Here is a 23,874-nt window from a genome sequence, read left to right as displayed (position 1 = left end):
GTCGGGGACGCAGCCAGCAGCCGGATCGCAGCCCGGCGGGCAGCCGGGGGCCGGATCGCAGCCAGCGGCCGGATCGCAGCCCGGCGCGCAGCCAGCGGCCGGGTCGGGGTCCCGGGCGCAGCCGGGGAACGCCTCCGGGCCCGGTGCGTCGTCGGGCGTACCGGCGGCGGGTCCACAGCCGGTGCCGGTGGGTGCGGTGCCCGACGCCACCGGGACGCTGGTCCAGGGCCGTGGGGCCGTCCTGGAGCAGCGGCTGACCGGGGTACTTCCCCCGTACGACGGTACGGCGCTGGACTGTGTGATCCGGCTGGCGGCGGTGGTCGGTGAATTCTCGGCCCTGCCCCGGGTGACCCGGGACGACACGGCGGTCGACCCCGCGCGTCCGGAGCGGGACCTCGCCGCGCAGCTCGGCACCGAGTGGCAGCCGGTCTCCGACTGGGCGCAGGTGCTCGGCCCGGTCCGTGCCGCCGGCCCGAACGCGGTGGCGGCGGTGCTGGTGGAGCCACCGAACGCCCCACGGCACGCCTTCGCCCTGGTCAATGAGGGTGGCGAGCTGTTCTGGGTGGAGACCCAGGCGACCGAGGGCCGACGGGTCCGGCCGGTCGGCGAACCGCCGGAACTGCCGGTGGGCGCCCGGGTCATCGTGCGGGACGGGCAGGGAATTCCGGTGCCGGTGACGCCGGGCGGCACGGCTACCGTGAGTGCCCTGGTGGACCCCGCCAGCACCAGCCGGTACGGCATGTCCCGGCCGGACCCGACACCCCCGGACCCCACCACGACCAGCCAACCCGTCGAGCCGGCGACCGTGCCGACGGTCGAGCCGGCCACCCGGACCGTCCAGGAGCTGCCGGCGGACCTGGTGCGGGTGCCGGCCAACGGGCGGTGTCTGCCCTACGCGGTCCTGACGTCCGCGCCGGGGCTGGTGTCGCATCGGTTGGCGGCTGCCGAGCTGCTGTCGCCGCAGGTGGGTGGGTGGCTGGCAGAGCCCGACGACGTGCGTGCGGCGGTGGGTTGGCATGCCGAACAGCTCTCCATCGGCGCGGTGCCCGTCCCCGCCGACGCACCACTGGACCGCACCGCCGACGCCATGATCGATCTCGTCGCCGGATATCTGACCATGCACCGCGACGCCCTACCGTCGGTGATCCCCGAGGTCCGTCAGGCACTGGCCGACCGGGAACGGGTGGAACCCGACCTGGTCTCCCGCGCCGACCGGATCGCCGTGCTGGAGCGGCACGGGTTCACCGACCTGACCGGGTTGACCGACGACGACCTGCGCACCACCTACCTCGACTGGTACGGCTTCCATACCGGGCCATTGACCGACCAGGAGTTCGACGTGCTCCTGGCCGCCGTACGCGACTGGTCCCGCTCCTGGTCGGAACCGGTCGGTGTGGCCCTGCTGCCCCTGCTGGCCTACGCGCTCGACGTGTCGTTGAGCGTGCGCAGCCGTGCCGACGGCCGGGTCCGCGCGGTCTACGGGCCGGCCGACGCCGCAGCGGTGTCGGTGTACCACAACGACCGCGACCACTTCGACGCCTCGTCCGCCGGGCCGGACACCCCCGCCACCAGCGGTCTCCCTGCCACCGCCACTCCCCACCGCCAGGCGGCCCGGGACGATTCGGCCCCTCCTGTCGTCGCCGACCTGCCGGTCTCCCCGGAGGCTTCGGCTCCCCGGGTCGTCGCGGACCTTCCGGCTGCTCCGGTCGTCGTCGACCTTTCGGCCACGGCCGACGCTCCGGCCGCCCCGGTCGTGGTCGACCTCTTCGGCGTGCCGGGCACCCCGGCACGACCGGTGACCCCCGCCACTCCCGACTCACTGACCGCCGCCGACGTCCCGGACGAGTCGCCGGTCGGCGTGGATCTCGACGAGACCTACGGGCCGGCGGTACGGGCGGCCCGCATCACGCCGGGGGAACGCGACGACGCCGGGGACGTACGCCTCAATCCGCTCTGGTACCGGCTGGCGGACTTCCCCGCCCACCTGCTCGACCCGGCGCGGGCGCGGTCCTGGCGCTACGTGGTGGCCGAGGACGGCGAGATCTACCTCGGTGCGGCCGACGCCGCCGCGGCGATGCGGCCACGGGACTTCCAAGCCCTACTGGCGGGGATGCGGCAGCACGATCCGGAGTTGACCGCCGAGCGGTTGCGGGAGCAGCTCGGCGGGCAGGGCCACGCGGGCCTCGCCGTCGGCTTCGACGCGCGGGGCCGGGCCATCGAGCGGCACGCCCGGGTGGGTGGCGAACTGACCTGGAACGAGTCGGCCCGGCGCTGGCAGGTCGACGACCGTTCGGCCCAGTACATGGGGGCGACCCGCCCGACGGTGCACCCCGACGAGGTGCAGGGCTGGTTGGGCACCGTCGCGGCGACGGTCGGCGACCGGCTCGACCGGGACGTCACCGTGGTCCGGCACACCCCCGACGACGCCGACCCGGTGGCCACCGTCACCGTCGACTTCGCCCCCGGCCAGCGGGCGGCCGAGGACGGGCAGTGGCCCGAACTCGACCTGTTCGTCGACCAGGTCGTCGCCCAGGCCCGCCGGGCGTGGGAATCCGACCGGCCCCGGGTGGTGCGGGTCCGGATCGAGGGCGGCGGCAACGGCGGCCGGCTGCTGCGGCGGGGGGCCGCCCGCACCGGACGGCGGCGGGCGGCCTCGCTGGCGGAGCTGGTCGGCACGATGGTGGCGGCGCGACTGCGGACCGAGGGGATTCCGCCACGGATGGTGCGGGTCGACCAGAGCAGCCGGGGTGCCGGCCGGTCGAAGGCACCCGGCGGCACGCAGCGCCCGGCGACACCCCGGCAACGCCGCCGGGCGGTGCTCTGGACCGAGCCGGGGCCCGCCTACGCCAACCGGATCCGTCGCCGGGGGCCCGCACCGGCCGACCGTGCCGGCCAGGACCGCACCGACCAGGACGGGCGACGGTTGCGCAGATCCACCCCGGCCGGTCGGGTGGACCGGTCCGCTCCGGGTCAACTGCGCAAGGAGCCTGACGGGACCTGGTGGTTCGGAGGCGCCCAGGTCGTGACCCACGACCTCCCCGGCCGACCGGGGAGTATCGCCCTGCTGTCGGACCGGGAATGGCGTCGGCTGGCCCGCGACCCTCGGCTACCCGCCGCGACCGACGGGGTGACGGTGCTGGTGCATGGGGCCGGCGACCGGTTCCGGGTGCCACTGCGGCACACCGACGGCCGTACCGGCGAGGTGACGCTGAGCGTCGACGAGCTGCACACGATGCTGGAGTCGCCCGAGCGGGACGGCCGGCGACTGGCGCTGCTGTCCTGCGCGGCGGGTCGGATCGGCGCGCGGTCCGTGCAGCGCCTGGCCGACCTGCGCGACACCGACGTGTACGCGCCCGAGGGTGACCTGGTGGTGGCCGGGACGACGGGGCACCTGCCGGTGTCGGTCGACGGCCGGCCGTGGACACTGTTCGTGCCTGACGGCACCGGGGCGTGGGACGTGGTCAACGACGAGATCGTCGACCCCGACCGGTCGGACGCGCCGTTCGCCGTGCCGTTCGCCGGGTACGCCAGCCGGGCCGGTGACGCCGACCCGGACGGCGTACGGCTGACCAACGCCCCGCTGCCGCCGACCGGGTGGGACCGGATCCGCATCATCGGCGACGGGCTCTGCCTGCTCAGCGCGGTCGCCGTCGCGGCACCCGAGGCGATGGCCGACATCCCCGGCATGCCGGCGGACGCCGTGGACCGGCTGCTGCGGGTACGCCGCGCGGGCGTCCACGACACCGACCTGACCGATATCGACACGGCGCTGCGGGAGGAGATCCTGCGGCGGGTGGCCGACCCCTCCCCGGCGATGGTGGAGCTGTTCGACCAGGTGGCCACGACCTGGCTGTTCCCGGTCGGATACGACGTGCAGACCACCCTGCTCGACGCGGTCGACACCTGGGACTGGCAGCGGCTGCTGCCCGGCCAGGACGATCTGGACGACGGCGGCCGGGTCGGTGACGTGCTGCCCCTGGTGATCGGTGCGGCGCTGGGCCGGCCGGTGTGGCAGGGGCGGCTCGACCCGCCGTCGGTGACGGTGCTCTGGCCGGACGGCGACGGGACGCCGGTGCGGTTGCTCTACAACGGGCACGACCACTACGACGCCTGGGTCCCCGACGCCCTCGTCACCCCGGCCGCCCCGGTCGGCGTCCCCGACGACGACGGCGGCCGGACCGTCGACACCGGCGACAGCGGCAAGGAGCCCGACTGGCGAGGGGTGGCCAGCAGCCCGAAGCGGCGGGGGGTGCTGTGGCCCTGGGACGGCGAGGAACTGGCCACGACGGTGACCACGCTCATCCGGCAGGTCGACGCGGTGGACCTGCCCGGCCAGCACCTGCTCGTCCTGCTCGCCGACGCCGAACGTGCACTGCTGCTCGGTGGACGGGTGCTGCCCGAGGCGATGCTGGACGCCTTCTTCGCCGGCGGGCACAACGGCGGGCCGTGGGCGCCGACCATCGACGTCGATCCGCGGGCGCCGCTGGTGCTCACCGTGGTCAGCGACGACGACGCGAACGCGGTGGCGTTCGGTCGCTCCGTCGAGCGGGAACTACGCCGCCGCCTGGACGTGGGCCAGGCGGCACCGGCCCACCTGAGCGTGGTGGTCATGCAGGAGTCCCAGGTGCCTGCCGAGCCGGTACGGATACCCCGGCTCCGCTTCCGGCTCCCCGTACCCCCCGCCGGGCGGCTGTCCCGGGCGCAGCTCGCCGGCCTGCCCGAGCGGGTCCGGCAGGCGTACGTCGCGCTACCTGACTACACGGCCGGCGACCCGGCCCCGGCGTACGAGCGACTGTCGCAGGACCAGCGGGAGCAGCCGCGGGTGGCGGCGCAGCAGGCGACGCCGCCGCACGCGGAGTCCACCCCGCCCGGCCCGGTGCGGCGGGTGACCGTCGCGGACACCGGTCTGGCCGACGGTCTCGGCGGGCACCGGGGCTGGTTGCTGCGCGGCGGATGGCCGTCGACGGTGGCGGACACCACCGGGGCGGCCCCGGTGGAGCTGGCCGTGGCGGCCCCGGCCGACACCACCCGGTTGGTCCGGCTGTCGTTGCCCGCGATCGAGGACCAGCCGGCGCTGGAGGTGGACGCGCTGGTGGAACCGCCGGCAGGGGCGTCGCTCGACGTCGACCCACGCCTGATCACCGTGGTCCCGCTGTGGCGCAACGACTTCGTCGACGGCCCGGTGGCCCAGCCGATCACGGACCCGCCCGAGATGGTCCGCCGGGCCTGGCAGTACGTGATCGAGGACACGGAGCAGACCGAGACCGCCGGGATCCTGGCCGAGCGGTCCGACCAGCACGACGACAGCCCGCTCGACGGGATCGAGCGCCGGATGCTGCAGGCCCGGGTCCTCGCCGCGATCCGGGAGACCTTCTGGGAGACGTTCGGGGAGACCCCGGCGTACGCCGCCGGGCTGGCCGCGTTCCTCGAGATGCCCGAGGACACACCCCTGGCCGACTACTGGCAGCACGAACCGGTCCGCGAGCTGATCCTGCGGCGTCCATGGCAGCTGCTCTCCGGGGTGCTGGTGACCTACGTGGACCGGTACGGCTGGCAGGGCGCACACCGGATCGTCGTACAGCCCGGCCGGCTGGACGCGGAGTCGTCCGACGCGCTGGTCACCCCGGACGGCACCCGCTACACCGCAGCCGACTACCTGGCCCGGCTGCCGACCACCGGGGGCACCCGGGTGCTGTTCTTCCCGGACCTCGACCACGCCGCCGTGGTGGATTCCGCCTTCATCCAGGGGGTACGGGCCTCCGCCATCGTCGTCCTGCCGACGCTGCTGCCCGCCGACGTGCACTGGATCGTGCTCGGCGCCAGTGCCGTCACCGGCGCCGAGGTGAGCCAGCTCGTCACCCAACTCGACGGAGCGCTCGCCCGGGCCACCCTGCACGCCGCGGACCCGGTCGAGGGCCGTGAGCTGGCCCAGGCGCTGCTCGCCGACCCCGCCCTGCGGATCTACGAGGACGACGACTGGCTCACCGAGATCTTCGACAGCGAGCTGCTGGCCACGCCGACCGAACCCGTGCGGCTGCTGCTCGCCCGGGCGGAAAGGGGAGACGCCGCAAGCATCCTAAGGGAGTTGCGGGAGGCCGGGGTCCTGTTGATCGATCCAGCCGTGCTACCGAGGCACCGCGTGCTGATCGAGATCACCGATCCCCGTCCGGAGCTGGTGCAGTCCTTCCAGACCACCCGTGGTGGGACACGCTGGGCGCAGTTCCTCTTCGACGGCAGGTACGCCGCCGACCATCCCGACACGTGGCGGGTGATAAGCGAGCCCTGGTCGCGCATCCAGTCCTGGCTGGCCGTCCTCGACCCGGGCCGGACCTATCCCTGGGACCAGTTCCTGCTGGCCATGGCACATCGGGACCAGGTTGCGCGGCGCATCGGTGAAACCCCGGGCGCCTGGCCGGGGGCCGGTCACCGCTTCGCCCCGGTGTCGCCCGCCGCACTGGCGCAGGTGCAGGAACTGTTCGCCGGCCGGTCCGACCGGGAGGGGGTGATCTGGACCGAATCCGCCGAGTCGTCGAGCCCGACGTTGTTGCTGGTCGACGCGGCCGCCCGGAGAATCGTCGATCATCCGATGGTCTACTTCGTCCCGCAGCCGCCGGAGGCCCGGGCGGTGGTCACCATCCCGCAGCGCGAGGACCTGAGCGGCCGGGGGTTGGTCGTCGCCACCGGGCAGCTCGACGGCGACCGGCTGACCGGCGACGGCTGGGAGGTGACCGCCGACGAGGTGATCGGGAGCGAGGCGTTGCGGGCGCATCCCCGGGTCGTCCTGCTCGACCGGTCGCCGCCGGAGGGGAGCCCGTTCGTCGAGCGGCTGCTGGAGCGGGGCGTCGGCGTGCTCGCGCCCGACGCCGACCTGGCCGGCTGGACCGCCGTCTATCAGCTCCCCGGCTGGCAGCTGGAGTTGACCGGCCCGGACAGCGCGGACCTGCTGCGCGAGCTCCGGCACGAGTTCGACGCGGTGGTGCTCAGCGCGGCCGAGGCCCACCGCCGGACCCCGACACAGACCGCGCTGGTCCGCGCGGTCTTCGACCTGCTCGGTCGGCCGTACGGGCAGGAGGTCGTCGACGGTCACCTGCACCTGCACCTGGACCGGTGGGCCTCGGCCGAGGCGTTCGCGGCCGAGGCCGGCCACGACGGGCTGCTCCTCGTCGGCGACTCCGACCAGCACCAGCACGACCTGACCCTGCGGGTCCCCGTCGACCAGGTCCGGGTGTTCCAGCGCTGGTCCGGCGAGGAGCTTCACCTGGTCACCGTGGACCCGGCCACGATCGCCCCCGTCACGGACTTCCTCCGCGACCGGATCGCGACCGGCCCCGTCGTCCGCTGGACGCCCGACCTGGGCCGGGCGGCGCGGGCGGCGGACGTGGGCCAGCCCTATGCGGACCACGTCACGCTGGGCGGGCTGCCGATCTCGGCCGGCCACGTCGACGACCTGATCCGGACGACCCGCGACAACCCGTCGTGGCGCGGCCTGGGCTGGGCGGTGGACCCGGATGCGGACGACGATGCCCTGGTGTGGCTGGGCCCGGAGATGGCCGCCATGGAGTTCCCGGTCGACGGGGGTGAATCCCTGCTCGCCGTGGGCATGCCGGCGTCGGCCGTGCCCACCGCCGACCGGTACGGCAACGGCGCGGTGCTCTGGTCGGCCGGTCGCTCCGGGCTGCCGGCCTCCCTGCGTGCGGCGTTCCGGGTGGCCGTGGTGCCACTGTCCGAGCTGGACGACATCGTCGACGGTGTGCGGGCGGGTTTCCCGGCGTCCGACGCGGTCGCCGTCCTGACGGAGCGGCTACCCGAGGGGACCCGGATCATCGTGGTGCCCGGCGAGGTCGAGTCGATCGCGGAGATCCCCGAGATCTTCGACGCGGTGTTCGCGGTGGTGACCCGCTCCACCGTCGGCGACCCCGGAACGTGGACGGCGTACGCGTGGTCCGAAGACGAACAACGGATCGGTGTGCTGACCGGCGCGGACCTGTCGTACGTCGTCGCTGGCGTGGCCGCCACGGACCCGGCGCTGCGGGAGCAGGTCGTGCCGGCCCCGACGATGCTGGCGCTGCCGCAGACCGCCGTGCGGTTCCTGGCCGACCGGGTGGCCGCCCGAGACGCCGACCCACCCGTCGGGCACGCCGTCACCGATGTCGCCTTCGTCGCCGTCGAGGAGATCAGCGCCGACGACCGCGTGTACACCCTGCCGGAGGGTTCGGTGATGCGCGTGATGGCACCCGGTCCGGACGGGGAGCACGTCCTGCACGGCTGGTTCATCGACGGGGACATCCTGGCCGAGGCCGAGCACGACATCCTGGGTGAGGAGGACGGATCGCTGGCTACCTCCCTGCCGAGCCAACTCGCCGACGACTTGTCCTACGACCGGCGGCTCGCGATGCTCGAACTGGCCCGTCTCGTCGGAGTCGGACAGCCCGTCACCGAGAATCCGCTGCGTCAGCATGGGATCCGCCCGGCCGACCGGACCTTCGTGCCCGACTGGACGGTGCCGGTCGGCCCGCCGGGCGGACCGGCCTGGTGGGTCGGCGCGGACGTGTCGGTCATCGAGATCACGTCGGCCCCCGCCGGCCGGCTCCCCGCCCGGCGGGTGCTGGCGTGGGAGGTGACACCCCCCGCCACCGGCACCGGGCAACCGTCCGACGACGTGCCGCCGCCGCAGCTGGTGGCGGTCCCCTACCGGGACGGACCGCTGCTGGGAGTCATGCCCGACCAGGTCTGGGCGTGGGGGCTGGGCCCGCTGCTGGGCGAACGGGGCGTCCTCGTCGAACCCGGCGTGGTGAGCGGTGACGGGGTGACCACCGGGCGTCCCGACGGGCGCGGCGCGCTGCCCGCCGACGACTACCGGGCGATCCTGCCGGACACCGCCGCCGGCCTCCCCGTCGTCGTGCTGCTCGACACCGGTACCGCGGCCCAGGAGTTCGCCGGGGCGCTCGCCGCGCGGTCGGCCGTGGTGCTGGTCCGCACCGGCGACGGACAGTGGCAGGCCCACCATCCCCGGCCGGGCACCGGCGTTCCCGACGTCATGACGGGACCCCAGGCGTACCAGCTGGCCAACCGGGCCGTCGCGGCGGTCACCGCCGAGCTGGCCGAGCTGGCGGGCGCGGTCAACGACCTGGGCCAGGAGTGGGGCGGGACCATCCCGCCCGACGGCGTCAACCTGTGGGGCCGGCTGTCCGGGCTGCCCGCCAGCACCTTGGCGGACCGGGCCGCCCGGCTCGCCTCGGCCCTGTTCGGGATGGACCGGCTGAGGGCCGCTGTCGACGGCCCCTCCGGCGAACAGTCGGTGGGCCGGGTGCTCACCCACCTCGGTCTGCCCGGAGCGGCGGGGCAGCACCCGGCGTTGCTGGCCCGACGGCTGCACGCGCTGCAGTTCGCCCCGGTGCCGGTCACGGCCCTGGGGCTGCTGCCGGCCAACGCGGTCGCCCTGGTCTGGCTGGGCGACGCCGTGGTCCTCGTCCATCGTGCCCCCGACGGCACGCTGACGCTGGTGCGGCCGCAGGCCGGGCCAGCCGACCGGCTGACCGCGCTCGACCCCGACGGGTTGACCGAACCACCGTGGATGCTGCTGGCGCAGGGACGGCTGGTGGCGGTGCGCGTCGCGAGTGGCCACCGGATGCTCGGCGGCCAGGTCGTATCCGACCCGCCCCCGTACCCCGCCCAGGAGCGGCCGGCGGACCAGGACCCGGACCTGCCCTCGGACCCCGACCAGGACCCGTCGTCGGACGCCGACCAGGACCGGTCGTCGGACTGGGAGCGGGATCAGGACCGGTCGTCGGATTCTGACCAGGACCCGTCGTCGGAGCCCGACCAGGACCCGTCGTCGGATGCCGACCAGGACGCGCCGTCGGACCGGGAGCCGGATCAGGACGCCTCGTCGGACCGGGACTCGGATTCCACGTCGACCGGCGCGGCGGGGACGGAGCCCGGCCCGGTCGACACCGCGTCGGTGTCGACCAGCTCGACGGAGGGGACCACAGCCGCCGCAGCCGGCCCGTCCCCGGCGGCGCTGCACGCCGCCGGGGAGGCGCTGCGCCGGCTGCCGGCGGCCCGCCTCGCGGTCGGTCGGCAGGTCCGCCGGGGCAGACCGTCCCTGCCCCGCCTCGCCGGGTGGGTCGACGCGGTGCAGACCGACGAGGCCGGTGCCACCGAGGACAGCTCCCGGGTCCGGGCGGTCAGCGCCCACCTCGTCCTGCACGGGCGGATCGGCGACCTCCCGGTGACCGAAACGGCGGTGACCACGCTCAGCCTGGCCGGGTTCCACCAGGCACTGGGCGGGCGGCCGGTGGCAACCGACGTCGGCCGTCCCGGTTCGCTCATCCAGGCGTTGACCCGCCGGCCGGGGGCGATGCTCCTGGTCCACGAGCAGCCGCCGGACGCGCCCGGCCGGGTGTTCTGGCTGGTCGCCGACGACCGGGACGGTGCCGTGGTGCCTCGGGTGGTCGACCCCGCCCGGCCGGGTGCGTTCGCCCGGTCCGCCGCCGCCGACCCGGTCACCGCCACGGCGCTGACCCGCGCCGGCACCACCGTGCTGGCGGTGGACGCCCACGGCGACGCGATGGACCTGGCCGACTTCCTCACCCCGTCGCCGGCCGGTCTCACCCGGGCCACCGGTGACCCGGCGCTGGTCGTGTCCGACGCCACCGACCTGGTCCAGGCCATGGTGCGGCTGGTCGACGACTACTTCGGACGGACCCCGCGCGCGCTCGGCGGGCAACTCACGGTGACCCCGGAGACGATCCCCGGCACCCTGGCCGCCGCGCTGGGTGGGCAGTTCGAACCGCTGCACGACGTCGAGGCCACCGTCACCGCGCTGCGCGCCGCACCAGGCTCGGTGGCGCTGGCGTACCTGCCCCGGGCGGAGGAGCCGGGACATCTGCTCATGTTCGTCGTCGAGCCCGGGTTGGCGACGGTGCCGGCCCAGCTCATGGTCGTCGGGGTCGACGCCGTCGGGCTCAGTGACGCCGACCTCACCGAGGCGCTGTCCACCGGCCGGGCCCAGGTGCTGCTGCTCGACGCGACCGGCGAGGCCCGCCAGGTGCCCGGTCGGGAACCCACGGCGGAGCAGGTCACCGCGGTACGAACCGCGGTCACCGCGCAGCCCCTGCTGATCGGGGTGCCGCACACCGGCCACCCGGCCTGGAGCGACAGGCTCACCGCCCAGGTGACCCGGCGACTGGGCACACTGGGCGTGACCATGGCCAGCGCCCGGCCCCTGCTGCACGCGCTGGCCACCGACCCCACCGGGTTCCTGCACCACGGCGCCGGCCACCCGGTCCGGGTGGGCCGGGACAAGCGGTTCGCCTGGGTGCGCCTCGTACCCCGGCCGAGCGGCACCGACGAGGTTCGGCTCGCCCCCGGCCTGGGTGGTATCGAGGACCGGCGGACCGCAGGTGTGTCGGCGTCGACGTGGGCGCAGCCACAGGCCACCACCGCCCGGGTCGTGGTGCCGATCCCCGCCGGGGGTGTCGGGGTGACCGTCCTGGGTGGCGTGCTGAGCAGTCGGGCCGTCCGCACGATCGGGCAGTCCCTCACCACCGGTGACAACGGCATGGTGATCGGGGTGCCCGACTCGTTCCTCACCCGCAGCGCGGTGTTCGTCCAGGTCGAGATCACCGAGCGGCCCGCCCCACCGGCCTGGGCCGACGTCCCGGCCACCTGGGTGCCCGGCGACGGCGACCGCCTCTGGTTCCGTACCCCCGAGGTGTTGGCCACGATGCGGCCGATCAGCGACGGCACCGCGCTGACGGTGAGTCGCGCCGGGGCGGCGCTCCTGCGGGACGCGAGCTACCCGGTGGAGGTCGTCGACGACGGCGCCCTGGCGACCACCGTGCAGTCCGGCATCCCCGACGTGGTCCGCCGGGGGAGCAACCTGCGGGTCTGGCGGCTCTGGGGCGGCCAGCGGGCACTCGACGCGGTGCAGCCCGGGGCGACCGGCCTGACCGCGACCAGCTCGTCGTGGCTGCGCCGACCCGCCTACGCCCAGGGGGTCCGGCCCGCCCTGCGGCTCACCCGGCTGACCCCGATCGGTGAGCTGCCCGAATCGGCGCTGCTACGCGCGGCGGCCGCGGTCACCACCGGTCAGTCGGTGCAGTCCGCCTCGGACCGGGGTGGCTTCCTCGCGGTGCTGATCGGTCGGGCGTTCGGCCTGTTCCGGCTCTCCGCCGGACCGACCGTCTCGGTCGTCGACCGCCGGGCGCAGGCCCTCGCCCCGCAGGTCGAGACCACCGCCGGGCAGGAGACGGGCGACCACGTCCTGGGGCTCTACCTGGCCGAGTACACCGGCACGGTGCAGTGGAGCATGCACCGGTCGGTCACCCGGTCGCTGGCGTACCGGGGGCTGCGGCGCGGGTCGCAGCCGGTGTCGGTGCGGACACTGCTGGTCGTGCCGCAACAGCACGCGGCGGCGCTCGCCGGGGTCACCCCGTCGGCGCGGCCCGACCGCGACCTGGTGGCCCTGCTCGCCGGCACCGTCGAGGACGACCCGGACGACCCGCGTACCCTGCCCGACTACCTGTGGCAGGGTGACCGGCTGCGGATCGGACGCGGCTTCCTGCACGGCGGGGACCTGGTCGCCGGCCTGGTCGCCGACCGGCTGCGGCGACTGCTCGACGACGACCGCAACGCGGTGTACCGGCAGTACCTGCCCGACTGGGACAACCCGCGGGTGCAGACCGACCGGATCCGGCGGGCCCTGGACCGGCTCGGCAACGAGGAACGCCTCGCGGCGCAGAACAGCCCGAGCCGCTACTCGGCACGCCTGTTGGCCACCGCCGACGGGGAACTGCTGATCGAGCTGCGGGTGCGGGACATCTTCTCCGGCCGCACGCTGGAGGTGCGGATCGGGGTCCGGCGTCGCCACCCGGACACCGCACCCCGGTACCTCGGCCGGCGGGGCACCCACCCGGACCCGGTCACCGCCGACCTCCCCGAGCCCAGCGACAGCGGGTCGGGCGAGTCGGAGGACGACGAGCCGACGGTGAAGCTGCGCACCAGCCAGGGCCGGGCACAGGCGGCGACGAACCGGGCCGTCCGCAGCGTCGCGTCGGGCGTGCAGGCGGGCGCGTCGGTGGGCAGCGACGCGCTCGGTGGTGCCGCCGGCATCGGGTTGCGACTCCAGGGCGTCTGGCGGGACGTCATCGAGGTGACCCAGGGCAGCCAGGCGGGCGTCGTCGGCGTCGGCGGCGGCGCGGTCGCCGTGTTCGCCGACGACGTCCGGTTGGAACTGTCGGCGTCGGTCATCGTCGAGTACCGCGGGTTCCTCGCCGACGCCTGGCGGTGGCTGGCCGACCACCCCGTGCAGGCGCAGCCACTGCGCTTCGCCGGCGACGCCACCATCGACCTCGAACTCGGTTTCTCGGTGCCGTTCACCCAGACCATCGCGGTCGGGCAGCCGCAGCCGGTCGTGCTGCCCACGCCGGCCGGCGCCCCGAGTGCGGGCATCGTGCTGCGCGAGGCGCTCGGTGAACTCCTGCCCGCAGCCGTGACCCCGCAGCGGCAACGGCTACGCCACCTCGGCGCGGCACTGGCCCAGCACACCGTCGCCCACCATGTCCACGGCCTGCCCGAGCTGCGCGAGCAACTGCTGGACGCGTTGCGGGGCGCCACCGCGGACTACATGGACGCCGGGCACCTGCCGTCCGGCACCGGCGGTCGTCGGCGGGGCACGGCGTTCAGCGGCGACATCCCCGGCACCCCCCTGCACCAGTGGCTCAACGCCTTCGTCGACCAGGGCCACCTGGCGGCGCTGCTGGCACCGGCGACCCAGCAACCCCAGCCGGTGCACGCCCCCAGCGTGGTCGTCGGCGACGACGTGCCGGTCACGGTCTTCGTCTTCGCCGAGGTGATCGGCCACGACCAGACGCCGACCGGCGCGGTCACCGGCGACGGGTACGAGAGCGCGGTCGCCGGGTACGCGGTCCGCCGCTCGGCCGCGGACCGGGGTGGACAGTTCCGGCTGGAGGTCGGCGGGGGCGGCGCGGCGTGGCGGGCGGACGAGCCCAGCGCCCCCGCCCAGCCCGGTGACGCGGGTGGGGGAACGCCCGGCGGTCAGGCACCCGCCCCGAACCCCACCCAGCCGGCCGCCCGCACCCCCACCCAGCCGCCCGCGACCCTGGCGCTGCGGCTGTTCGGCCGGCGGCAGATCGAGTGGACCAACGGCGAGACGGTCCTCGCCGTCGCCGAGGTCGAACGGACCGTCAAGCACTCCGAGTCCCGGACCGTCCTGCTGGGTGTGCACGGTCGGCTGCGGGTCCACCTCGCCGTGGTGCTCACCGAACCCAAGTGGGTGCTGCCCGACCGGTCCTTCACCCGCTACCGGCAGGTGGGTGACGTGTCCCTGCTGGGTCAGATGTCGGCCGAGGAGTACCGGCAGGCCCTCGGCCTGACCCCCGGTGGCTGGCGGCTGCCGCGCGAGGTCACCCCGCCGGCGGCGCAGGTGATGCACCAGACCAGCCGGCTGGTGGACGTCCCGGCCATCGGTCAGGCCATGCTGGGCTGGCTGCGTGCGCTGCGCCTCGGCGGCGACGAGGGAATGGAATTGGTCGGCCACGACCGGAACACCGGCATGAACATCAGCACCGTCCTGCACCACACCGACCCGGTCACCGTGGCCGCGCACCTGGGCGACCTCTTCGACGGTGGCCTGAGCTTCGTGCTGCGCTACCCCGGACTGCTCAGCCGTCCGGCGGTGCAGATCATCGTCCGGGCGGTACCGGCCACCGACCCGCCACAGGTGGGTGAGCTGCGGGCGGGCACCAGCAACCTCGAGTTGAGTACCGTCAGCGAGGTCGGCGGCGGACGCCAGTCGGGCGAGGCCGTCACCGACGAGGTGGTCCCGGTGGCGCACGTCGGAGAGCGGGCGGCGCTCAACGCGCTCGGGGCGCTGGGGCGTACCGCCGCCGGCCGCTCCAGCGACGTCACCCTCGGCCGGGCGGTCAGCGCCGTCGAGACCACCGGCCCCTGGCTGCCGGTCGACTACGGGCCACAACGGCTGGTCTTCACCGCCCACCGTCGCCGGCAGGAGATCGGCCGGCACGAGATCACCGTGCCGCTGCGCACCGAGACCGCCGCCGAACACCTCAACCTCACCTACCGGCCGACCGGCCCGGCCGCCGTGCTGCCCGACCCGGCCGCGGTGACCGACGCCCCGTTGACCCTGGGTGGAACGGACGGGCCGCTGCGGCTGGTGCCGATCCCGGCCGACAACTGGCTGGCCTGGCGGGGCGACGCCGTGCCGGTGCCCGACCGCTATGCGGCGCTCGGCTTCAACGGCGCCGCCGCCCTCCAGGCCACCGCGCTGCGGGCGCTGCGGATCGTCGGCACCGCAGCGACGATCGGGATGCCCGGAACGACACTCAACTACCAGCTGATGACCCTGCTGGGACGAACCCACCTGTGGGCCGCCACCCCACACCGGATGGCCGGCCCCTACGAGATCACCCTCGCCGACGGGTACCGGCTCGTCCTGCACACCCGGGTCACCGCGGTACGGCTGGACACCGTGCTCGTGCCCGCCGAGGGAAACTCCGGTGTCGGTGGGGCCGGCCGGCACGGCGACGCCCGCCTGGTGGCCCGCGCCGACGCCGCCCTGCCGGACACCCTCGGCACCTCGGTCGGGGTCGTGCCGGCGCTCGGCGTCTCGGTGCCGGGCAACTCCAGCCACCAGGAGGCCGCCGCGCACCGGACCGACGTGCTGCGGCTGGGACTGGACGACGAGGGCGCGCGGGCGAAGGTGTGGTGGAGCACCGAGACGGTCGTCGTCGCCGAGCACACCGACCTCACCGGCACCCGCCGTACCGCGCTGCAGGTGACCATGCCCGACTCGCAGCCGGTGCTGGTCGATCAGGCCGAGGCCCTGGACCACCTGCTGGCCGGTGACGCCCCCGGGAGCGCGCCCGTCGACCGGGTGGTCGTGGCCGCGCTCCTGGAGCAGGCGGTCCACGCCGCGAAGCAGGCGCAGAAGGCGCTGAAGTCCTGGCGGGAGCTGGAACGGATCGCCCTGGTCGCCGAGTTCCCCGGGGACGCCGGCAGCACCGCCGACACGCTCGCCAGGGCCGCCGCCGCGAACGCGGCGGAACGGGCCGAGGCGGAGGCGTCGGCCCGTCGCCGCTGGTGGGAGGCCCGAGCCGAGGTCGAACGACTGGTGGCGTTGGCCGCCGGACACCTCGGCCGGGGTTCCGCAGCCGACCCGGTGCTGCTTCCCCCGACCGACGGCACCGATCCGACGTCGCCCGGTGGGCGACCCGCCCCGCCAGCGGCCGGGCGGCGCGACCCGGTCGACCCGGTTGACCCGGTTGACCCGGTTGCCCCCGTCGACCCGGTTGACCCGGTTGCCCCCGTCGACCCGGTCGTCGACGACCGTGCGCCGGCCGGGTCGGTCGTAGCGGCAGCCCCGGCCGGGCCGTCACCGTCACCGTCACCGTCACCGTCGATGGTCCGTGCGGGCACCGACAACCAGTTCACCGCACTTCCTCCCCCCGCCGTCGGGGAGGTCGTCGACGTCAACCGCAACGGCCTCTGCCTGCTCGAATCCGTGGTCGTCAGCGCGTTGCCCGAGGTGCGCGGCCTGTTGCCCGACGGGTACCACGGGCAGCTCGACGAGATCCAGGCCTGGCGGGACACCCGTGGGCCCGTCGACGTGACCCTGCCCTCCCGCCTGCGCCCCCTGGTCCTACGGGTCGCCGACGGCCTGCGCGCCCAGATCCATGCCCTGCTCGTCGACGGCCGGCTCGCCGAGGTGGAACAGGTGATCGCCGACGGCGGACTGCTGGGCCGGGGCGTCAGGGCACAGCGGCGGGTACGCGTCCAACTCGCGCGGACGGTCAACAGGTGGCAGGCGGACTGGGCGGCCGACACCGGCGACTACCTCGTCCTGTTGGTCGGAGCGGCGCTGCGCCGGCCGATGGTGCTGGCCACCCCCGTCCCGTCGGCCCGTCCGGCCGCTGGCTCCCGGTCGACCGGCGACACGGCGACGGCGGTCCGTGATCAGGCCGCCGACGACGCGCAGGCGAACGTCGGAGGCTGGTCGATCCGGACGGTCTACAACCCGCGCTTCGACGGTGCCGAGGCCCGGATCAGCGAGGGACCGGTGCTGCTCTACCTGGCGAACGGCCACTACCGGGCGTGGCTCCCGGAACCGGACGTGCTCGATCTGGCCCGGGCCCGGGAGGAGGCGCTCGAACTGCCCCGCCCGACGGTCGACCTCTGGCGCGAGAGCACCGATCCGGCGACCCGCCGACCCACGACGACCGGGAGCGATCCCGGGTACGGCGCTGCGGACAGCGACGTCGTGCTCAGCGACACGGACAGCGACGCCGAGAGCGGTGCCGGGTCCGACGGTGCCGTCCTCGGCCATCCGGGCGGTCACCCCGGCGTGCCCCGGTCGACCGGCCGGGGACGGCACCCGTTGACGCTGGCGGGGTTGGAGACGGCCGTGCAGGAGACCCAGGACGTTCAGGCCGCCGTCCGTCCGGCCGGCTCGGTGACGGATTGGCGCCCGCCCGAGGATCCGTTGTCGTGTCTGGCTCTGGCCCGTCGGTTCGCGGTCGTCCTGCATCCGGGCATCGACGGGTTCGTCCGGCCGGGCCTGCGGGTCGGTCGGACCCGGGACGACGCTGCGATCGGTGCCCGGTGGGCCGGCGACTTCGCCGGTGACCGGTCCGACTGGGCGGTGGTGGATTCCTGGGCGCAGGTCGAGCGGGCACTCGTCGCCGCCGTGCCCGGGACCGCCGTCTTCGTCCTGCTGGAACGTCCGGGCAGCGCCCCTGGGCACGCCTTCGCGGGGTACCGGTTGGACCGGGAGACCGATCCGGTGCGGTGGGTGCAGTTCGGCGGCGACCGGGGCGCGGTGCTGCTGCCCCGGGCCGCGGCGGACAACCGGCTGCCCCGGCTCAACGCCCTCGGCCCGGAGGTCGCCGCCCGTGCGGTCCTGGTGGATCCCGAGGGCACTGTCGATCCGGCGGCGCTTGTCGACGCCGGGACGTTCGCGCCCGTCGCCTCGACCTCGGTGGCGCGGGCGATCGTGGACGCGCCGGTGAACCGGACCTTCCTGGGCCATGGCACGGAGTTCGAGTTCTTCGAGATGCTCGACCTCAGCGCGGCCGCCGACATGTTCACGGGAGCCACCGCCGAGACGCTGCCCGATCTGGCCCGGACGAGAGCGCTCGCCAGGGACCCCGCGGGAACGACAGTCATCGAGGTGGAGACCAAGACCTACTTCCGCGACAGCGGCGACGGCCAGCTCTACCGGCGACCGGCCCCGAAACGGACCAAGGAGGCCGTCGCCATCCTGGAGGTCATCGTCGGCGTCGTGCCCGACACCGACGCCGAGATGGACGCCCACCACGGCGGCGAGTCGTTGTACCCGGCGATGACCGCGTTGGGTCAGGCCCTGTCGGCGCTCACCGGGCCCGTCCCGTTCGCCCAGCTCCTGGGCACGGTGCAGGCCGCCGGTCACCTCCCCCAGGTGGTGCTGACACCGCTCGGTCGCAAGGCGAACGTCGGCCCGCGCCCGTCGGACAGCGAGCCCGGCGCCCGGGTGCACCACAGCATCGGGGTCCCGCTCGCCGGTGCCCACTCGTTCCTGAGCTACGTCGCCCGGCACACCTGGCGCAGCCCGACGAGTGTGTCTCCCTCCTACGCCCGCCCCCACCTGGAGGACGCGTTGTCCTTCGCCGACACCGTGGCCGACCACTTCGCCGACGGGGGCGGCAGCCCTCGGGACGTCGCGGAGCTACGCGGGTTCGCCACCGTGCTGTACTCCAACACCGCAGGCGTCGCCGGAGCCTGGCTCCACCGGGGTCTGGTCAAGGAGAACGTCGCGGCGTTGTCCCGGCAGGACATGCGGATGCTGCTCGACGCGTTGTCACCGGCGGCACAGGCCTATTTCCAGGCCAACTTCACGGAGATCGCGCAGTTGTTCCGCGGGATGTTCACGGACCGGTTCCCGGATCTCGAAGAGCGCTTCGAGCTGAGGACCGGGGTCAAGCTGGCCGGTGACTTCTTCCAGAACGGCGCCTTCGTCGACAAGAAGAACAACAACAAGCAGCAGTCGATCATCGACTACCTCCGCGGAGACGTGCGGCAGCATCTCGGGTACGGCGGAATGACCGTGATCAACGGTTTCGACACGTCGAACGGTGCGCTGCCGCTGATGGTGCTGGAGGTCCGGTACTTCGGCGCGCAGCACGTCGACGGCGCCACCGCCCAGGTGGAGGCAGCGGTCCTGCGCCGGGAGGCCGGGGCGGCCTTCGACGAGGCGCTGCAGGTCACCGGCGTGGCGGTGGAGCGTCCGGGGGGCCTCCAGCTGGCCCTGCCCGACCGGGAACTCTGGCCGATGTGGCGGCACGCCGGCCCGCCCGGCCTGCTCACCGTCGAGTTGCCGCTGTACGCGCCGAACTGGTCGCTACGCCCCCTGTTGCCGGTTGCCGACGACGTGACGGCGATCCGGGTCGTCCAACACGTGAGCCTCTCCGAGCACTACGTCTTCCTGCAACGCCTCGCGGACCTCACCGGCCGGCCCCTCTACGCGTTGGCCGGGGAGGCGACGCCGAGGTGGGATCCGGATGCGGGGGAGCTGCGGGTCGACTGGCCCGACGGCACGCGGCCCTGGCTGGAGTTCCTGCCGGCGTTGTACGACGCCGACAGCGACCGGGGAATCCGGCGGGGTGTCGACCCCGACGGGGTGCTCGTCCCGCTGGACGACCGGGTCGACCTGCTGGAGCCGACGACGGTCCACCTGAACCTGTATCCGCCGGACGTGGCGCACGTCCTGCCGCCCCTCTTCGGCACCGAGGACCCCGACGTGCTCGACCTGGTGCCACTGATCCAGGCGTCCGACAGCCGCCAGCTGATCTTCGCCGGTCCCGACGCACCGACGTACCTGCCCGGCTGGGCGACGACCGTCGTCGAGACGGTCATCGCCCAGTCGACACCGGTCGAGGGTCTCGTCCTCGTCGGGCACCCGCTGCCGCACGCGGCGGCGCAGACCCTGGTCGACGTGCTCGGACAGGCGGTGGCCGAGCAGCCGGGACTTCTCGTCACACCGGTGGTCCTGACCCACGGGGCGGACATCGACATCACGACGCGCGCCGGCGCGGCCCGGATGGTGTCCACCGACGACGGCCTCGGCGGATGGCGGGTGTTCCGGCCGGACCAGAAGGGCCGCACGAGTGCCGTCCCCGACGACCTGCGCGCGGTGATCACCACCCCGACCGTGGCACCGGAACAGCCGCAGGACACCGCGGACCCGCTGGGGCCCGACGGGGCGGAGCCGGCCCCGCCCCGCAATGAACCCCGCACGGTGCCGCGCGGGGAGGACGAGCCGTTGGAGTGGACGATCCGGCGCGCGATGGCACAGGTCGCGGTCCGCGAGCACCACTGGGTCGACCCGGTCAGCCGGCCCGGACCCGCCCGGGACGACCGCTACGAGGTCGTGTCGCGGTTCGAGGCCCGCTGGTTCCACTACGGCGGCCAGCCGGTGACCGACCTGACCGTGCGGGTGTGGCTCGACGACGACACCGGTCGGGCGATGTTCGCCGCCCTCAAGCGGGGGGTGGACCGGGTGTTCAACAGCAGCGCCGATGCGACGGCGTACCGGCTGCCCAACCGGTTCGGCGACCTGCTGCACGTGACCGTGGAGCGGGCCGCCGCCCCGCACGACGCCCACCTGCGGGTCCAGGTGATCGACGAGGGGCCGACCGACCAGTTCCACTGGCGTCGCGACGCCCTGGAGGAGGACCTGGTACACGAGTTCGCCCACCAGCTCGGCCTGCGCGAGGAGTACCGCGACGACACCGCACCGCACCGCCCGCACGTGCCGGGCAGCCTGCTCGGCGACCTCGCGGGTCGTCCCACCGACGCCCTGTCCGACGAGGAACGGGCGGCGCTGTCCGACGAGGAGAAGGCCCAGCTGCGCGGCATGCGGTGGGCCGGGCTGCGCTCGCGTCACCTCCACCTGCTGGCGGCGCTGGTCGGCGAACCGGACACCGATGGGGAGTACCGGGCGGTGGACCCGGTGCTCCGACCGATCGGTGTCGCGCCCTTCGCACCGCAGACCACGACGGACCAGCCGGGGCAGCAGCCTCCGGCAGCCGATCCGACGGTGCCGCCGGTCAGGGCGGCCCAGCTGGAACGCACCTGGCGCACCCGGCCCGAGCGCCTCGACGTCGAGGCCCCGGTCCGGATCGCCGCGGACCACGCCGTCCGGGCGGTTCTCGACCGGGTGGAGCTGCTCCGCCGGCCGTGGGACCTGGAACTGCTCGGCGACAACCTGCCGTCGGCGGCCGCCGGGGACCACCAGCGGCTCACCCCGGCTGAACCGGTAGCCGACTGGGCGGTGTTGACCGGACCGACCCGCGACGCGATCGCCCGGCGGGCCGCGCTGGTCACCTCCTGGTTGGCCGGCCTGCCGCAGCCGGCGACAGCCGGCACGGCGGTGGAGTTCGGGCTGGTGCTGGGGGTGCCCCCGGAGCTGCTTGCCGATTCCCGGGACAACGCCGTGGCCCGCGTCCTCGCCGACGCCGCTGCCGACTTCCTCCGGGGCCAGCTCGACGCCCGGCTCCCCGTCGGGATGCTCCCGGTACGGGTCCTCGTCGAGGTCACCGACTTCGACGGGGTCGTCGACGGGGTCCGCGACCAGATCCGGATGCAGGTCGAGTTGTCCCTGCGCCGGGTGCTCCCCGGCCCGGTGTACGCCGACGACCCGACGTCCGGCAGCGCGGTCGGCGGAGTCCACGACGGTCGGGACCTCCGCAACGACGTGCTGCTGCGCGTCACCGAGGCGCGGCAGGCCCTCGAAGGGCTGCCCGCCGGGGAACCGGAGACCGCGGCGGCGGTCGTCGTCCACCAGCTCGGCAGCGTCCTGGTCCGGCTGCTGCCGGTGCTCGTCACGCCGGCCCTGGCCGTCCCCTTCGCGGCCCACGCCGTACGGGTGCGCGGCGTGCTGGACGACTTCCGGTGGCTGGTGGGCCGGTGGGCGCAGCAGTGGCGCACCGGCGACGTCGAGGTCGCCGAGCTGGTCACCCGCGCGACCGGGACGCTCGACGCGATCGTCGACCTGACGCCGCTGATCGAGCTGGCCCCGGCCGCCCATCGCGACCTCGACCTGACACCGCTGGTCGACGGCCACCAGGCGGACGACGCGGACCACGTCGCGGCGCTGGCCCGGTTCCGTGCCGAGCTGGCCCGGCTGCGCGACGCCACCGGGATCGCGCTGGACGGGCCGATCATGCAGGTCTACGGCTGGCAACTGCTGACCCAGGCACTCGGGGCGCTGTGGTTCGGCGTGACCGAGGGTCCCGGACCGGTCGCGGATTCACGCGCCCTCGGGGCTGCCGCTGCGGCGCTCGACGCGTACCACGAGGTGGTCGGCGGGCTCGGTGCCGGCACCGCCGATCTCGCGGCGTTCGACCGGGCCGCCGGGGCCGTCGGGGTGCTGGCCGGCTGGCTGCGTCCCCACCCCGACCAGGCGGCGACGGACCGGGAGCTCGCCCGGCTCGACGACGCGCTGGCGGTGGTGGGTCTGCGCACCGACGCGCAGCTCGACCGGCTCGCCCTGGACACCCGGGAGGCGATGCTCGACGGGCTCCTCGACGCGGCGACCGCCGCCCTGGACACGTTCCGGATCAGCCGCGACCCCGGCCGTGGCGCTCTCGCCGGGATCCCCGGGGCGCCGGGCCCGCTCGCCGACTGGATGACGCTGCTGCGCACCCTGCAACAGATGAGCGCCCTCTGGAACGGCGGGGAGCCGGACCGGCCCGGCTGCGTGCCATGCACGGCCTCGCCGGACAGGTCCGCGACGGCATCGCGGCCGGTCGGGCCGACTTCGTCCGACTGGCCAACCGGGAGGATCCCGGTGGCGACCCGCGTGCGGTGTCGGACCGGGTGCTCGACGCGCCGGCTGCCGGGGCCCGCCGTCCGGCCACCCCGGTCCGGTCTGCCACGGGCGTGACCGGACCCGGGACGGTGCGGCCGGGCCCCGGTCAGGTCCTGCTGCATCTGGTCGTCGAGGTGCCCCGGGGGCAGCAGAGCGGGTCCACGGAGCCGGTGTCGACCGACCTGTACCAGGACCCGGCCACCGGACGGGTACAGGTCGCGACCGGTGACCCGTACGCCCCCGTCGCCGTGTTCACCCGGCCGGAGACCGCGTACGGGGTGGCCCGGGGGATGGCCGACCACCTCGCGCAGGTGGGTCTGCTCTCCGGCGACGGCCCGGTGGTACGCCGGTTCGTGGTCGACGCCGACGCGTTCACCGCCCCGGACGACGCGCAGGTGTACGTCTTCCCGGCCCGTGACTTCGCGGCCCTGGTCGGCCGGGCCGAACCCGGCTCGCTGGACAGCTACGCGACCGACCCGGAAGCGGTCGACGACACCACCCGTGCCCTGGACGCGCTCGCCCCCGCTGACACCCCGGTCGTCACCGTCGACGAGGCCAGCCGGATGCTGCCGACGCGGGAGCCGAACGCCCGACACCGATCGCGCCCGGACCCGGCCCCGGTCGCCACCGGCGACCGACCTGCCGGCACCGCCGTCCCCCCGGTCGTCCGTCGGAACGCCGGTCCGGCTGCCGCCGTCCCGCCGGGCACGGTGCCGGCCGGTCCGGTCCCGCCGGGCACGGTGCCCCCGGGCGTGGTCCTGGCGGGGATGGTCCTGGCGGGGATGGCCCTGCCGGACACCGTCGTCGTGCCGGGACTCGGTGACATCCTGGTCACCGGACTCCCCGGACTGCCGGTGTACCCGCCCGGCGCGCGGTCGACCACACCCGCCCCGGTACCGGACCGCCCCGGCAGCCCGCCACGCCGCCGACGGCGCACCCCGCGACCGGCGGCCGATCGGGGGTGAACCGGCACGCCCCGGGGGCCG

General features: G+C 74.9%; 2 protein-coding genes. Both read left to right on the top strand.

The features are described 5' to 3' along the window. Window positions 1-196: 196 nt before the first annotated feature. On the top strand, window positions 197-22,963 hold the full coding sequence (locus tag J7462_RS08140; RefSeq protein ID WP_219463172.1) for a toxin glutamine deamidase domain-containing protein: 22,767 nt from the start codon (window positions 197-199) through the stop codon (window positions 22,961-22,963). Then, window positions 22,960-23,853 carry a hypothetical protein gene (locus J7462_RS08135; protein WP_219463171.1) on the top strand — a complete coding sequence of 298 codons (894 nt, stop codon included), beginning with the start codon at window positions 22,960-22,962 and terminating at the stop codon, window positions 23,851-23,853. Before J7462_RS08140 ends, J7462_RS08135 begins: the two co-directional genes overlap by 4 nt. Window positions 23,854-23,874 lie beyond the last annotated feature (21 nt).

Origin of the sequence: Micromonospora sp. RL09-050-HVF-A (assembly GCF_019374995.1) — a bacterium.
Classification (GTDB): domain Bacteria; phylum Actinomycetota; class Actinomycetes; order Mycobacteriales; family Micromonosporaceae; genus Micromonospora; species Micromonospora antibiotica.
Note: the sequence above shows the minus strand (reverse complement) of the source record. Positions and strands in the feature narration are given on the sequence as shown.